Genomic DNA, 16,692 nt, shown 5'->3' on the forward strand with positions numbered 1-16,692 from the left:
ACGCTGACCGGCGAGCCGATCGACACCGCGCGGATGGACGCCGGGTACTGGTACGACAACCTGCGGTCCACCGTCCTGTTCGAGCAGGCCACCCGTGCCCTGCTGGCCGACGGCCGCACGGTGTTCGTCGAGTGCAGCCCCCACCCCGTCGTCTCGGTCGCCCTCCAGGAGACCGCCGAGGACACCGGCACCCCGCTCACCGTGGTCGGCACCCTCCGGCGCGAGGACGGCGGCGCCGAGCGCTTCCTGACCGTCCTCGCCGAACTCTGGACGGCCGGCGTGCCGGTGGACGCCACCGGCGTGCTGCCCGCCGCCAGGCCCGTCGCCCTGCCCACGTACGCCTTCCAGCGCGAGCGCTACTGGCCCAGGCCCCTCGCGGCGCACGACGCCGCCGCCGTCGGCCAGGTCACCGCCGGCCACCCGCTGCTGCGGGCCGCCGTGCCGCTCGCCCACGACGGCGTCGTCCTGACCGGACGGCTCTCCACGGCCGGCCACCCGTGGCTGGCCGACCACACCGTGCTCGGCCGCACCCTGGTGCCCGGCGCCGCCTTCGTCGAGATGGCCCTGCGGGCCGGCGAACAGGCCGGCTCCGCCCTGCTGCGGGAACTGGTCCTCCAGGCCCCGCTGGTGCTGACCGCGGCGGACGGGGTGGCCGTCCAGGTCGCCGTCGGCCCGGCGGACGGCGCGGGCGACCGCACCGTGGAGGTGTCCTCCCGCCCCGGCGAGGACGCGCCGTGGACCTGCCACGCCACCGGCCTGCTCGGCGCCGACGCGCCCGCCGCCGGCTTCGACCACGCCCAGTGGCCGCCCGCCGGCGCCCGGCCCGTCGACCTGGCCGGCTTCTACACCGCGCTCACCGAGGCCGGCTACGGCTACGGCCCCGCCTTCCAGGGCCTGCGGGCCGCCTGGCGGGACGGCGCCACCGTCTACGCCGAGGTCGCCCTGCCCCGGGACGTCCAGGCCGACGGCTACGGCGTGCACCCCGCCCTGCTGGACGCCGCCCTGCACGCCGCCGCCCTCGACGCCGAGGCGGGGACCAGGCTGCCCTTCGCCTGGACCGGCGTCTCGCTCCAGGCCGTCGGCGCCACCTCGCTGCGCGTCGCCCTGACCCACGGCCCCGGCGGAACCACCGTGCGGGCCGCCGACCCCACCGGCGCACCCGTGTTCGCCGTCGACGCGCTGACCGCCCGGGAGGTCACCCCCGAGGCCTTGGACGGCGGCGGCGCGCGCGGCGTCCACGACGCCCTGTTCGCCCTGGACTGGGTGCCCGCGACCGACCCGGCCGCGGCCCCCGACACCACCGACTGGGCGGTGCTCGGCCCCGACGACGCCGGACTGCCGCAGGCCGTCCGCCACGCCGACCTCGCCGCACTGACCGCCGCCCTCGACGCGGGCGCGCCCGCCCCGGCCGTCGTCGCCCTGCCCGTCCCGGCGGGCAGCGATGCCGAGGCCGTGCTGCGCACCGGCTCCGACGTCCTCGGCCTGCTCCGCGCCTGGCTCGCCGAGGAGCGGCTCGGCTCCTCCCGGCTGGTCCTGCTGACCCGCGGCGCCGTCGGCGAGGGCGCCGACCTCGCCGGCGCGGCCGTGCACGGCCTGGTGGCCTCGGCCCAGGCCGAGCACCCCGGCAGCTTCGTCCTGGTCGACCGCGACCCGGCCGGGGACGGCGGAGGCTGGCCGGCCGCCGCCGACACCGAGCCCAGGACCGCGCTGCGCGACGGCGCCCCGCTCGTCCCGCGCCTGGTCCGCACCCCCGCGACGGACACGCCCGAGCTGCCCGGGACGGTACTGATCACCGGCGGCACCGGAACCCTGGGCGGCCTGGTCGCCCGCCACCTGGCCGCCCGTCACCGGGTGCGCCACCTGGTGCTGCTCGCCCGCCGGGGCGCCGACAGCCCCGGCGCGGCCGAACTGGTCGAGGAGCTGCGGGCGCTGGGCGCCGAGGCGACCGTCGTCGCCTGCGACGCCGCCGACCGCGAGGCGCTCGCCGCCGTGCTGGACGAACACCCCGTCACCGGCGTCGTCCACGCCGCCGGCGTCATCGACGACGGCACCGTCACCTCGTACGACGCCGACCGGCTGGCCGCGGTGCTGCGCCCCAAGGCGGTCGCGGCGCTGAACCTGCACGAGCTGACCGCCGACCGCGACCTCACGATGTTCGTGCTGTTCTCCTCCGCCGCCGGCACCTTCGGCCCCGAGGGCCAGGCCGGCTACGCGGCCGCCAACGCCGCCCTGGACGCGCTGGCCGCCCGCCGGGCCGCCGCCGGCCTGCCCGCCCTCTCGCTCGGCTGGGGCCTGTGGGCCAGCGCCAGCGGGATGACCGGACACCTGTCCACCGACCAGGTCGCCCGGGCCTCGCGCACCGCCGAGTCGCTGAGCGACGCCGACGGACTCGCCCTGTTCGACGCGGCCCTCGGCTCCGCCCGACCGTCCCTGCTGCCGATCCGGCTGCGGCCGGCCGCGGGCCGGGACGGCGAGGTGCCGCCGCTGCTGCGCGCCCTGGTCCGCCCGGCCCCGCGCCGCGCCGCCGCCGCCGCGACCGGCACCGGCGGGCTCGCCCAGCGGCTGGCCGGCCTCACCGAGGCCGAGCGCGCCAGGACGGTCACCGAACTGCTCGCCACCGAGGTCGCCGCCGTCCTCGGCCACACCGGAGCGGCCGCCGTCGAGCCCGGCCGGGCCTTCAAGGACCTCGGCTTCGACTCGCTGCTCGCCGTCCGGCTGCGCAACCGGCTCCAGGAGGTCACCGGCCTGCGGCTGCCCGCGACCCTGGTCTTCGACCACCCGACCCCGGCCGTGCTGGCCGAGTTCGTCCGCGGACAGCTGCTCGGCCGGCAGCCGGCGGAACCGGCCGCCGCGGCGAAGCCCGCCGCGACCGCGGTCGCCCTCGACGAGCCGATCGCCATCGTCGGCATGAGCTGCCGCTACCCCGGCGGCGTCACCGACCCGGACCGCCTGTGGGCGCTGCTGGCCGCCGGCGGGGACGGCATCTCCTCCTTCCCGACCGACCGCGGCTGGGACGTCGCCGCGGTGTACGCGGGCGAGAACGCGGGCTCCGCGACCGTCTTCGAGGGCGGCTTCCTGCACGACGCCGCACGCTTCGACGCCGGACTGTTCGGGATCTCGCCGCGCGAGGCGCTGGCCATGGACCCGCAGCAGCGCCTGCTCCTCGAGGCGTCCTGGGAGGCCTTCGAGAGCGCGGGCCTGGACCCGACCGCGCTGCGCGGCAGCCGGACGGGCGTCTACGCCGGCCTGATGTACCACGACTACGCGACCGGCGGCGGAGCCGTCCCGGACGAGGTCCAGGGCTTCCTGGGCACCGGCAACGCGGGCAGCGTCGCCTCCGGCCGGGTGTCGTACACCTTCGGGCTGGAGGGCCCGGCCGTCACCGTCGACACCGCCTGCTCCTCCTCCCTGGTGGCGATGCACCAGGCGGCCCAGGCACTGCGCTCCGGAGACTGCGACCTGGCACTGGCCGGCGGCGTCACCGTGCTCGCCACGCCCGCGGTGTTCACCGAGTTCGCCCGGCAGGGCGGCCTCGCCTCCGACGGCCGCTGCAAGGCCTTCTCGGCGGCGGCGGACGGCAGCGGCTGGTCCGAGGGCGTGGGCCTGCTGGTGCTGGAGCGGCTCTCCGACGCGCAGCGCAACGGGCACCGGGTGCTCGCGGTGGTGCGGGGGAGCGCGGTCAACCAGGACGGCGCCTCCAATGGCCTCACCGCGCCGAACGGTCCTTCGCAGGAGCGGGTGATCCGGCAGGCGCTGGCCAACGCCGGGCTGTCGGCCGCCGAGGTGGACGCCGTCGAGGCGCACGGCACCGGGACGAAGCTGGGCGACCCGATCGAGGCCCAGGCGCTGCTGGCCACCTACGGCCAGGAGCGGTTCGCGGACCGTCCGCTCTGGCTGGGCTCGATCAAGTCGAACATCGGGCACACCCAGGCCGCGGCCGGTGTGGCCGGTGTGATCAAGATGGTGCTGGCGATGCGGCACGGCGTGCTGCCCGCCACCCTCCACGTGGACGAGCCGTCCCCGCACGTCGACTGGTCGGCGGGCGCGGTCGAGCTGCTCACGGAGGCCCGCCCGTGGCCCGAGGCGGACCGGCCGCGCCGGGCCGGTGTGTCGTCCTTCGGGATCAGCGGCACCAACGCCCACGTCATCCTGGAATCCGCACCCGCCCCGCGTGCGGTGGAGCCGGCCGTGGCCGTGGACGGGCCGGTGCCGTGGCTGCTGTCGGGTCGGACGCCGGCGGCGCTGGTGGCGCAGGCCGAGCGGTTGCGGGAGTTCGTGGCCGGGCGGCCCGGGGTGGCGGTGGCGGACGTGGCGTCGGCCCTGCTGTCCCGGGCGGGTCTGGAGCAGCGGGCCGTGGTGCTGGGTGGGGACCGGGCCGGGCTGTTGGACGGGCTGTCGGTGCTCGGTGGTGAGGGTGTGGTCCGGGGCCGGGTGGTTCCGGGTGACGTGGTGTTCGTGTTCCCGGGTCAGGGCTCGCAGTGGGTCGGTATGGCGTGGGAGCTGGTGCGGGCTTCGCCGGTGTTCGCCGGGCGGTTGGCGGAGTGCGAGGCGGCGCTGGCGCCGTTCGTGGACTGGTCGCTGACCGAAGTGCTGCGTGAGGGTGCGGAGTTGGACCGGGTGGACGTGGTCCAGCCGGTGCTGTGGGCGGTGATGGTGTCGCTGGCCGAGGTGTGGCGGGCGCACGGCGTCCAGCCCTCGGCCGTGGTCGGGCACTCGCAGGGTGAGATCGCGGCGGCGGTGGTGGCGGGTGCGCTGTCCGTGGCGGACGGCGCCCGGGTGGTGGCGCTGCGCAGCCTGGCGATCACTGAACTCGCCGGTGGCGGCGGGATGGTGTCGGTGGCGGCGGGCAGTGCGGTGGTCGAGGAGCTGATCGGCTCGTTCGACGGCCGGGTGTCGGTGGCGGCGTTCAACGGGCCTTCGTCCACGGTGGTTTCGGGTGAGCCGGGCGCGCTGGACGAGCTGATGGCGCTGTGTGAGGCGCGAGAGGTGCGGGCCCGCCGGATTCCGGTGGACTACGCCTCGCACTCGGCGCAGGTCGACCGCCTGCGTGAGCGCATCCTGGCCGAGCTGGCCGAGGTCGTTCCGGTGACCTCCGGTGTGCCGCTGTACTCCACGCTGACCGGCACCCCGATCGACACGGCGCGGATGGACGCCGGGTACTGGTTCGACAACCTGCGTTCCCCGGTGCGCTTCGAGGAGGCCACCCGCGCTCTGCTGGGCAGCGGCCGGTCGGTGTTCGTGGAGTGCAGCCCGCACCCGGTGCTGACCGTCGGCGTCCAGGAGACCGCCGATGCGGTGGAGGCCGAGGCGGCGGTGCTGGGTACGCTGCGGCGCGGCCAGGGCGGCCCCGAGCAGGTGCTGGTGGCGCTGGCCGAGGCGTGGACCGCGGGCGCGCCCGTCGACTTCGCCTCCCTGCTGCCCGCCGCCGGACACGTCGAGCTGCCCACCTACGCCTTCCAGCGCGAGCACTACTGGCTGGAGCAGGCCGTCCTGACGGCCGAGGGCGACCCGACCGAGGCCCGGTTCTGGGACGCCGTCGAGCGCGGGGACCTGGCCGAGCTGTCGCAGTCCCTGGAACTGGACGAGGACGGCGCGCTGCGCTCGCTCCTGCCGGTGCTGTCCTCGTGGCGGCAGCGGCGCCGGGTGGATTCGGTGGTGGATTCCTGGCGGTATCGGGTGACGTGGAAGCCGCTGGGTGGTCTGGCGGACGGGCGGCTGTCCGGTCGCTGGCTGCTGGTGACGGCCACGGGCGCGGCGGTGGACGGTGTGGAGGCGGCGCTGGTCGCGGCCGGGGCCGAGGTCGTGCCGCTGGCCGTCGACGGCGCTGGACGCGAGGAACTTGCTTCTCGGATCGGTGAGTTGACGGGCGAGTTCGCGGGTGTGCTCTCGCTGCTCGCCGTCGAGGAGCCGCAGGGCGAGCGCTCTCCGGTGTCGGCCGGAGCGCCGGCCACGCTGGCGCTGTTGCAGGCGCTCGGTGACGCCGGTGTGCGGGCCAAGGTGTGGTCGGCGACCGCCGGTGCGGTGTCGGTGGGTCGGGCGGACCGGCTGGCGAGCCCGTGGCAGGCGCAGGTCTGGGGTCTGGGTCGGGTGGCGGCGCTGGAACTGCCGGATCTGTGGGGCGGGTTGGTCGATCTTCCGCCGGTGGTGGACGAGCGGGCCGGGCGTCGGCTGGTGGCGGTGCTCGGTGGTGCCGAGGACCAGGTCGCGGTGCGTTCCTCGGGCGTCTACGGCCGCAGGTTCGTCCGGGCCGTACCGCCCACCGGGCGGTCCGGTGCCTGGACTCCGTCCGGGACGGTGCTGGTCACGGGTGGCCTTGGTGCGCTGGGTGCGTCGGTGGCGCGCTGGCTGGCCGGGCGCGGGGTGCCGCACCTGGTGCTGACCGGCCGTCGGGGCGCGGACACGCCGGGCGCGGATGCCCTGGTGGCCGAACTGACCGGTCTGGGTGCCCGGGTGACGGTCGCGGCCTGTGACGTGGCGGACCGCGATGCGGTCGCCGCCGTCCTGGCCGCGGTACCCGTCGACCTGCCGCTGACCGGGGTGGTGCACACCGCGGGCGTGGTGGACGACGGCATGCTGGACGCGCAGTCGCCCGAGCGCTTCGCGACCGTCTTCGCCGGCAAGGTCGGCGGTCTGCTGCACCTGGACGAGCTGACCGCCGGTCTGGAGCTCGACCTGTTCGTGGTGTTCTCCTCGCTGGCGGGCACCCTGGGCAGTGCCGGGCAGGGCAACTACGCCGCGGCCAACGCCTTCCTGGACGCCTGGATCCAGCAGCGCCGCGACCGCGGCCTCGCCGGACTCTCGATCGCCTGGGGCGCCTGGGCGCAGGACGGCCTCGCCACCGGCGAGGTGGTCGTCGAGCGGCTCCGGCGCGGCGGCGTGGTGCCGATGGACCCGGAGCCCGCGATCCAGGCCCTGGCCAAGGCCGTCGACCACGACGAGACCGACATCAGCGTCGCGGACATCGACTGGCCGCAGTTCCTCGGCGGCTTCACCGGCTCCCGCCCGAGCACCCTGCTCGCGGACCTGCCGGAGGCCGCCGTACGGACCGCGCCCGCCGGGGCGGACACTCCCGCGCCGATGCGCTCCGAGCTGGCCTCCGCTCCCGCCGGCCGGCGCCGGCAGCTGCTGCTCGACGTCGTCCGGGCCCAGGCCGCGTCCGTCCTCGGCCACGCCTCGGTCGACGCCGTGGCGCCCGCCCGGGCCTTCCGGGAGCTGGGCTTCGACTCGCTGACCGCCGTCGAACTGCGCAACCGGCTCAGCGCTGAGACCGAACTGCGGCTGCCGACGACGCTCGTGTTCGACCACCCGACGCCCACCCGGCTCGCCGACCACCTGCTCGGCCTGATGCTCGGCGACCGGACCCTGCTGACCGAGGCGATGGCGCCCGCACCGGCCGGGACCGACGAGCCGGTCGTGATCGTCGGCATGAGCTGCCGCTTCCCCGGCGACGTCGGCACGCCCGCCGAACTGTGGCAGCTGCTGGCCGACGGCGTGGACGGCGTCGGCCCGTTCCCGACCGACCGCGGCTGGGACCTCGACCGCGCCGCCGGGACGTACGCGCCGGAGGGCGGCTTCCTCCGGCACGCGACCGACTTCGACGCGACGCTGTTCGGCATCTCGCCGCGCGAGGCGCTGGCGATGGACCCCCAACAGCGCCTGCTCCTCGAGGCGTCCTGGGAGGCCTTCGAATCGGCGGGCACCGACCCGCTGTCCGTCCACGGCGCGCCCGTCGGCGTCTTCGTCGGCACCAACGGCCAGGACTACGGCACCCTGCTCGCCGCCTCGGACGAGGAGGTCGAGGGGCACGTGCTGACCGGCAACGCCGCCTCCGTGCTCTCCGGCCGGGTGGCGTACGCCTTCGGGCTCGAAGGCCCGGCGATGACGGTGGACACCGCCTGCTCCGCCTCGCTGGTCGCCCTTCACCTCGCGGCGCAGGCGCTGCGCCGAGGGGAGTGCGAGCTGGCGCTGGCCGGCGGTGTCACCGTGATGTCCACCAACACGGCCTTCGCCGAGTTCGCCCGGCAGGGCGGACTGGCCTCCGACGGCCGCTGCAAGGCCTTCTCGGCCGAGGCGGACGGCACCGGCTGGTCGGAGGGTGTGGGCCTGCTGGTGCTGGAGCGGCTCTCGGACGCGCAGCGCAACGGGCACCGGGTGCTCGCGGTGGTGCGGGGGAGCGCGGTCAACCAGGACGGCGCCTCGAACGGTCTGACGGCGCCGAACGGTCCTTCGCAGGAGCGGGTGATCCGTCAGGCGCTCGCCGATGCCCGCCTGGAGCCGGCCGACGTGGACGCGGTCGAGGCGCACGGCACCGGCACCTCGCTCGGCGACCCGATCGAGGCCCAGGCGCTGCTGGCCACCTATGGCCAGGAGCGCGCCGGTGAGCCGCTCTGGCTGGGCTCGATCAAGTCCAACATCGGGCACACCCAGGCCGCCGCCGGTGTCGCGGGCATCATCAAGATGGTGCAGGCGATGCGGCACGGCGTGCTGCCCGCCACCCTGTACGCGGAGCGGCGGACCTCGCAGGTGGACTGGTCGACCGGTGCGGTCGAGCTGCTGAGCGAGTCCCGGCCGTGGCCCGAGGTGGACCGGCCGCGCCGCGCGGGCGTCTCCTCCTTCGGGATCAGCGGCACCAACGCCCACGTCATCCTGGAGGCCGCGCCCCCGGCGCCGGCGCAGGAGCCCGCGGACATCGACGGTGTGCTGCCGTGGCCGGTGTCGGGGCGGACGGCTTCCGCGCTGTCGGCACAGGCCGGGCGACTGGCCGCGTTCCTCACGGGTGAGCCGGAGTTCGCGCCGACGCGGGTGGCCAGGGAGCTGGTGTCCCGTGCCGCGCTGGACCACCGTGCGGTGGTGCTCGGCGGTGACCGGGCGGCGCTGCTGGACGGCCTGGGCGCGCTGGCGGCGGGCGAGCCGTCGGCCCGGGTGGTCTCGGGCGTCACGGCCGAGGGGCGGACGGCCTTCCTGTTCACCGGTCAGGGCGCGCAGCGGGCGGGCATGGGCCGCGGGTTGTACGAGGCGTTCCCGGTGTTCGCCGAGGCCTTCGACGCGGTCTGCGCGGAGTTCGACCTGCTGCTGGACCGTCCGGTGAAGGACGTCGTGTTCGAGGGCGTCGAGGATCTGGACCGTACGGTCTGGACCCAGGCCGGGCTGTTCGCCGTCGAGGTCGCCTCGTACCGGCTGCTCGAATCCCTGGGCGTCACGGCCGACTTCCTGCTCGGGCACTCGATCGGTGAGATCGCGGCGGCGCACGTGGCCGGGGTGTTCTCGCTGGCGGATGCCTGCGCCCTGGTGGCGGCGCGCGGTCGGTTGATGCAGGCGCTGCCGAGCGGTGGCGCGATGCTGGCGGTCGAGGCGACCGAGGCGGAGGTGCGGGCGGAGATCGGCGAGCGGCTGGACGTCGCGGCCGTCAACGGGCCTTCCTCGGTGGTGGTTTCGGGCCTGACGGAAGCCGTCGAGGAGTTCGCGGAGCGCTGGAAGGCGGAGGGTCGCAAGATCCGTCGCCTGACGGTCTCGCACGCCTTCCACTCGGCGCTGATGGAGCCGATGCTCGCCGAATTCGCCGCCGTGCTCGGCGGGTTGACGTTCGCCGAGCCGCTGATCCCGGTCGTCTCCAACCTGACCGGCGAACTCGCCGGGCCCGGACAGCTGTCCACGCCCGACTACTGGGTGCGCCACGTGCGCGAGGCGGTCCGCTTCGCCGACGGCGTCGAGGTGCTGCACCGCGAGGGCGTCACCCGCTTCGTGGAGCTCGGCCCGGACGGCGTGCTGGCCGCGCTGGCCGGCCGGATCCTCCCCGACGCGGTCTGCGCGCCGCTGCTGCGCAAGGACCGGGACGACCAGGAGACGGCGCTGCGGGCGCTCGCCACGCTCTGGACGGCCGGGGCGGAGATCGACTGGTCCGGGCTGCTGCCCGCCGACCACCCGGTCCCGCTGCCGACCTATGCCTTCCAGCGGGACCGCTACTGGCCGAAGGCCGCGCTCGGCGCGGCCGTCGTGGCCGACCCGGACGAGGCCCGCTTCTGGGACGCCGTCGAGAGCCAGGACCTCGGCGAACTCGCCGCGGCCCTGGAACTCGCCGAGGCACCCGGGGAGTTGGAGTCCGTCCTGCCGGTGCTGTCCTCGTGGCGGCAGCGGCGCCGGGTGGACTCGGTGGTGGATTCCTGGCGGTACCGGGTGGCGTGGAAGCCGCTGGGTGGTCTGGCGGACGGGCGGCTGTCCGGTCGCTGGCTGCTGGTGACGGCCACGGGCGCGGCGGTGGACGGTGTGGAGGCGGCGCTGGTCGCGGCCGGGGCCGAGGTCGTGCCGCTGGCCGTCGACGGCGCTGGACGCGAGGAACTTGCTTCTCGCATCGGTGAGTTGACGGGCGAGTTCGCGGGTGTGCTCTCGCTGCTCGCCGTCGAGGACGCGCCGCAGGCCGAGGGCGCGGTGGTCCCGGCCGGGGTGATCGCCACGCTGACCCTGCTGCACGCCCTCGCCGACGCCGGTGTGCGGGCCAAGGTGTGGTCGGTGACGGCCGGTGCGGTGTCGGTGGGCCGGGCGGACCGGCCGGCGGACCCGGCGCAGGCGCAGGTCTGGGGTCTGGGTCGGGTGGCGGCGCTGGAACTGCCGGAAGTCTGGGGCGGGTTGGTCGATCTTCCGCCGGTGCTGGACGAGCGGGCCGGGCGCCGGCTGGTGGCGGTGCTCGGCGGTGCCGAGGACCAGGTCGCGGTGCGTTCCTCCGGCGTCTACGGCCGCAGGTTCGCGCATGCGCCGCAGCCTGCCGGTCGGTCCGGTGCCTGGACTCCGTCCGGCACGGTGCTGGTCACGGGTGGCCTCGGTGCGCTGGGTGCGTCGGTGGCGCGCTGGCTGGCCGGGCGCGGGGTGCCGCACCTGGTGCTGACCGGCCGTCGGGGCGCGGACACGCCGGGCGCGGATGCCCTGGTGGCCGAACTGACCGGTCTGGGTGCCCGGGTGACGGTCGCGGCCTGTGATGTGGCGGACCGCGACGCGGTCGCCGCCCTGCTGTCGGAGATCCCCGTCGACCTGCCGCTGACCGGGGTGGTGCACACCGCGGGCGTGGTGGACGACGGCGTGCTGACCGCCCAGAGCGCCGAGCGCTTCGCGACGGTCTACGCCGGCAAGGTCGGCGGTCTGCTGCACCTGGACGAGCTGACCGCCGGTCTGGACCTCGACCTGTTCGTGGTGTTCTCCTCGCTGGCGGGCACCCTGGGCAGTGCCGGGCAGGGCAACTACGCCGCGGCCAACGCCTTCCTGGACGCCTGGATCCAGCGGCGCCGCGACCGCGGCCTCGCCGGACTCTCGATCGCCTGGGGCGCCTGGGCGGAGCAGGGCATGGCCACCGAGCAGGTGGTGGCCGACCGGGTCCGGCGCGCCGGACTGACGCCGATGGACGCCCGGTTGGCGATGGAGGCGATGGCCAGGGCCGTCGACGACGGCGAGGACTTCGTGGCGATCGCCGACGTCGACTGGGCGCGGATGCTGCCCGCCTTCGCCGGGGCCAGGACCAGCCCGCTGCTGGCCGAGCTGCCCGAAGCGGCGCCGACCGGGCGGTCGGACCGGTCCGACCGGGCCGAGGCGGAACAGACCGGACCGCAGGGCCTGGCGGAACTGCCCGCCGCCCAGCGCGAGCGGGCCCTGCTGGATCTGATCCGCGGCAGTGCCGCCGCTGTGCTCGGACACGCCTCCGGCGCGAGCGTGGAGCCGGGCCGGGCCTTCCGCGACATCGGCTTCGACTCGCTGACCGCGGTGGCCTTCCGGAACCTGATCGGTGCCCGCACCGGTCTCCGGCTGCCGGCCACGCTGGTCTTCGACCACCCGACGCCGACCGCGCTGGGCGCGTTCCTGCTCGGCGAGCTGTACGGCTCGGCCGAGCCCGTCACGGCACCGGGCACCGGCACCGTCGCCGCCGAGGACGAGCCGATCGCGATCGTCGGCATGGCCTGCCGGTTCCCGGGCGGCGCCCGGACCCCGGAGGCCCTGTGGGCGCTGCTCGCCGGCGACGGCGACGCGATGACCGGCTTTCCCGCCGACCGCGGCTGGGACCTCGCCGACCGTTCGGACTCGTACGCGGCCGTGGGCGGATTCCTCGACGGTGTCGCGGAGTTCGACGCGACGCTGTTCGGGATCTCGCCGCGCGAGGCGCTGGCGATGGACCCCCAGCAGCGCCTGCTGCTGGAGACGGTCTGGGAGACCTTCGAGTCCGCCGGGATGGACCCGCGGTCGGCGCGGGGCCGGTCCGTGGGCGTCTTCGCGGGCACCAACGGCCAGGACTACCCGACGCTGCTCGCCGCCTCGGCGGACAAGGTCGAGGGCCACGTCGCCACCGGCAACGCGGCGGCGGTGCTCTCCGGCCGGGTGGCGTACGCCTTCGGCCTCGAAGGCCCGGCGATGACGGTGGACACCGCGTGCTCCGCCTCGCTGGTCGCCCTGCACCTCGCGGCGCAGGCGCTGCGGCGCGGGGAGTGCGAGCTGGCGCTGGCCGGCGGTGTCACCGTGATGTCCACGCCCGGTGTGTTCGGCGAGTTCGCCCGGCAGGGCGGGCTGGCGGCGGACGGCCGCTGCAAGGCCTTCGCGGCCGGTGCGGACGGTACGGGCTGGGGCGAGGGCGTGGGCGTGCTGCTGGTCGAGCGGCTGTCGGACGCGCGCCGCAACGGGCACCGGGTGCTGGCCGTGGTGCGGGGCAGCGCGGTCAACCAGGACGGCGCGTCCAACGGACTCACCGCCCCCAACGGCCCGGCCCAGCAGCGGGTGATCCGCCAGGCGCTGGCGAACGCCCGCCTGTCGGCCGCCGAGGTGGACGCCGTCGAGGCGCACGGCACCGGCACCTCGCTGGGCGACCCGATCGAGGCCCAGGCGCTGCTCGCGACCTACGGCCGGGAGCGGGCGGGCGAGCCGCTCTGGCTGGGCTCGATCAAGTCCAACATCGGCCACACCCAGGCCGCCGCCGGCGTCGCGGGCATCATCAAGATGGTGCTGGCGATGCGGCACGGCGTGCTCCCGGCGACCCTGCACGTGGACGAGCCGTCCCCGCAGGTGGACTGGTCGGCGGGTGCGGTCGAGCTGGTGACCGAGGCACGGCCGTGGCCCGAGGTGGACCGTCCGCGCCGCGCGGGTGTCTCCTCCTTCGGGATCAGCGGCACCAACGCCCACGTCATCCTGGAGTCCGCCCCGGCGGTGGAACCGGCAGCGGACCCGGCGCGGCCCCCGGCGACCGTTCCGGCCGGCGGCCTGCCCTGGCTGCTGTCCGGGCAGAGCGCCGAGTCGCTGCGCGCCCAGGCGGGACGACTGGCCGAGTACCTGGACGCCCGACCCGAGCACGACCCGGTCGACCCGGTCGACGCGGCCTGGTCGCTGGCGACCGGACGGGCCGGGCTGGCCCACCGCGCGGTCGTGCTCGGCGGCGACCGGGACGCGCTGCGCTCGGGCACCGGGGCCCTCGCCTCGGCGGCCTTCTCGGCGGCCGTGGTCACCGGCACCGTGCAGGAGGGCCGGACGGCCTTCCTGTTCACCGGGCAGGGCGCCCAGCGGGCCGGCATGGGCCGCGAACTGTACGAGGCGCAGCCGGTGTTCGCCGAGGCCTTCGACGCGGTCTGCGCGGAGCTCGACCTGCTCCTCGACCGGCCGGTCAAGGATGTCGTGTTCGAGGGCGCGGAGGACCTGGACCGGACGGTCTGGGCCCAGGCCGGGCTGTTCGCCGTCGAGGTGGCGACCTTCCGACTGCTCGAATCCTGGGGCATCGCACCGGAGTTCCTGCTCGGGCACTCGATCGGTGAGGTGGCGGCGGCGCACGTGGCCGGGGTGTTCTCGCTGGCGGATGCCTGCGCCCTGGTGGCGGCGCGCGGCCGGCTGATGGATGCGCTGCCGAGCGGTGGCGCGATGCTGGCGGTCGAGGCGACCGAGGCGGAGGTGCGGGCGGAGATCGGCGAGCGGCTGGACGTCGCCGCCGTCAACGGGCCTTCCTCGGTGGTGGTTTCGGGCCTGACCGAGGCGATCGAGGAGTTCGCGGAGCGCTGGAAGGCCGAGGGTCGCAAGACCCGTCGCCTGACGGTCTCGCACGCCTTCCACTCGGCGCTGATGGAGCCGATGCTCGCCGAATTCGCCGCCGTGCTCGGCGGGTTGACCTTCGCCGAGCCGCTGATCCCGGTCGTCTCCAACCTGACCGGCGAACTCGCCGGGCCCGGACAGCTGTCCACCCCGGAATACTGGGTGCGCCACGTCCGCGAGGCGGTCCGCTTCGCCGACGGCGTCGAGGCGCTGCACCGCGAGGGCGTCACCCGCTTCGTGGAGCTCGGCCCGGACGGCGTGCTCTGCGCGATGGCCCAGCAGTCCGTCTCCGAGGCCGTTTTCACCCCCGTGATGCGGCGCGACCGGAACGAGGCCGTGACGGCGCTGCACGCGCCGGCCCGGCTCTGGACGGCCGGCGTCGAGGTCGACTGGCCGGCGGTCCTGCCGTACGGCCGGCGGATCGACCTGCCCGCCTACGCCTTCCACCACGAGCGGTTCTGGCCGACCCCGGCGCCCGCGCCGGTGCCCGCCGGGGACGCCGTGGAGTCCCGGTTCTGGGAGGCCGTCGAGCGCGAGGACCTGGACGAGCTGGCGGACACGCTGCGCCTCGACGGGCGTTCCGAGGTGCTCGGCGAGATCCTGCCCGCGCTCTCCTCCTGGCGCCGGCTGCGCCGCCGGGACTCGGTGCTCGACTCCTGGCGCTACCAGGTCACCTGGAAGCCGCTGCCGGCCCCGGCCGCCGAGCCCGAGCTGGACGGCAACTGGCTGGTCGTCGTCCTCGACGGGACCGACCGGGAACTGGCCGAGGGCGTGCGCACGGCGATCCGCTCCGCCGGGGCGGGCACCGTCGACCTCGCGCTGGACCCGGCGGACCTCGACCGGGCCGCCCTCGCGGCCCGCCTCCTGGACGCGGTCGAGGGCGTGCCCGACGTGGCCGGCACGGTGCTGCTGGCCGCCGCCCACGACGGCCCGGACGCCGACGGCCCCGCCGTCCCGCCGGCCGTGGCCGCCACCCTGGTGACGGTGCAGGCACTCGGCGAGGCCAACCTGAAGGCGCCGCTGTGGACGCTCACCCGCGGCGCCGTCCGGACCGGCCCCGGCGACGTGCTCGCCGACCCGGTGCAGGCGCAGGTGTGGGGCCTCGGCCGGGTGGCCGCGCTGGAGCACCCGCAGCGCTGGGGCGGTCTGGTCGACCTGCCGGAGACCGTGGACGCCGCGGCCGGCCGGACGCTGGCCGCGGTGCTGGGCGGAACGCCCGGCGAGGACCAGGTCGCGGTGCGCGGTACGGGCGAGGCCCTCGTCCGGCGCCTCGTCCGGGTCGACGCCACCGACGGGGCGGCGGAACCCTCGTGGGCGCCGTCCCGCCCCGGCACGGTGCTGGTGACCGGCGGAACCGGCGCGCTGGGCGCGGTGGTCGCCCGCTGGCTCGCCGCGTCCGGCGTCACCCGGCTGCTGCTGACCGGCCGCCGGGGTCCGGAGGCGCCCGGCGCCGCCGAACTGGTCGCCGAACTCGCCGAACTGGGCGCCGAGGCGACCGTCGCGGCCTGCGACGCCGCCGACCGGGACGCGCTGGCGGCGGTGCTGGCCCGGGTGCCGTCCGACGCCCCGCTGATCGGCGTCGTGCACGCCGCCGGCGTCCTGGACGACGGCACGCTCGACTCCCTCACCCCGGAGCGGTTCGCGACCGTCCTGGCGGCGAAGGCGTCCGGCCTGGTGCACCTGGACGAACTCACCGGCGACCTGGACTTCTTCGTCGCGTTCTCCTCGCTCGCCGGCACCATCGGCAGCACCGGGCAGGGCAACTACGCCGCGGCCAACGCCTTCCTGGACGCCTGGATGGAGCACCGGCACGACCGGGGCCTGCCCGGCGTGTCGGTGGCCTGGGGCCCGTGGGCGCAGGACGGCATGGCCACCGGCCAGGTGGTGACGGACCGACTGCGCCGCAGCGGCGTCCCGGCGATGGACCCCGGCTCGGCGGTCCGGGCGCTGGCCAGGGCGATCGGCGAGGACCGGCCCAACCTGGTGGTCGCGGACATCGACTGGCCCACCTTCGCGCCCCGGTTCGCCGGGACGCGGCCGAACCCGCTGATGCGCGACCTGGCGGAGTTCGCGGCGCTGGTCCCGCTGGTGCCGGAGGCGGTCACCGCCGACGGGGCCGCCGGGCTGCGCCAGGAGCTGGCGGCGCTGCCCGCGCCGCAGCGGCAGCGGATGCTGCTCGACCTGGTCCGCGCCCGGGCCGCCGCGGTCCTCGGCCGCGACAGTGCCGAGGCCGTCGCACCGGACCAGGCGTTCCGCTCGATCGGCTTCGACTCGCTGATCGCGGTGGAGTTCCGCAACCTGCTGCACCACGAGACCGGCCTCAACCTGCCGGCCACGCTGGTGTTCGACCACCCGACGCCCCTCGCGCTCGGCGCCCACCTCGGCAGCCTGCTGCTGCCCGAGGAGGCCGACCGGACGGTCGACCTGGCGGCGGACCTGGACCGGCTGGAGGCCAGGCTGCTGCGGCTCGACGCCGACGAGCGGGAACGGGCGGACGTCGCCGCCCGGCTCCAGGGCCTGCTGGCCCGCCTGGCGGACACGGGAGAGAAGAAGACGGACGACGCGCTGGACGACGCCAGCGCGGATGAGGTCCTCGACCTCATCCGGAAGGAATTCGGGGGCCCGGCATGACCGGCGTCGGGGCACAGC

Annotated in this window: 1 protein-coding gene; it reads left to right on the forward strand. The window is 76.1% G+C overall.

Features of this window, described 5'->3' with window-relative positions:
- Positions 1–18 precede the first annotated feature (18 nt).
- Entirely contained in the window at positions 19–16,674 is a 16,656-nt protein-coding gene (locus tag ACFWP2_RS28245) for a type I polyketide synthase (protein WP_380456554.1), read from the forward strand.
- Positions 16,675–16,692 lie beyond the last annotated feature (18 nt).

Source organism: Kitasatospora sp. NPDC058444, from assembly GCF_042721415.1.
GTDB lineage: Bacteria > Actinomycetota > Actinomycetes > Streptomycetales > Streptomycetaceae > Kitasatospora.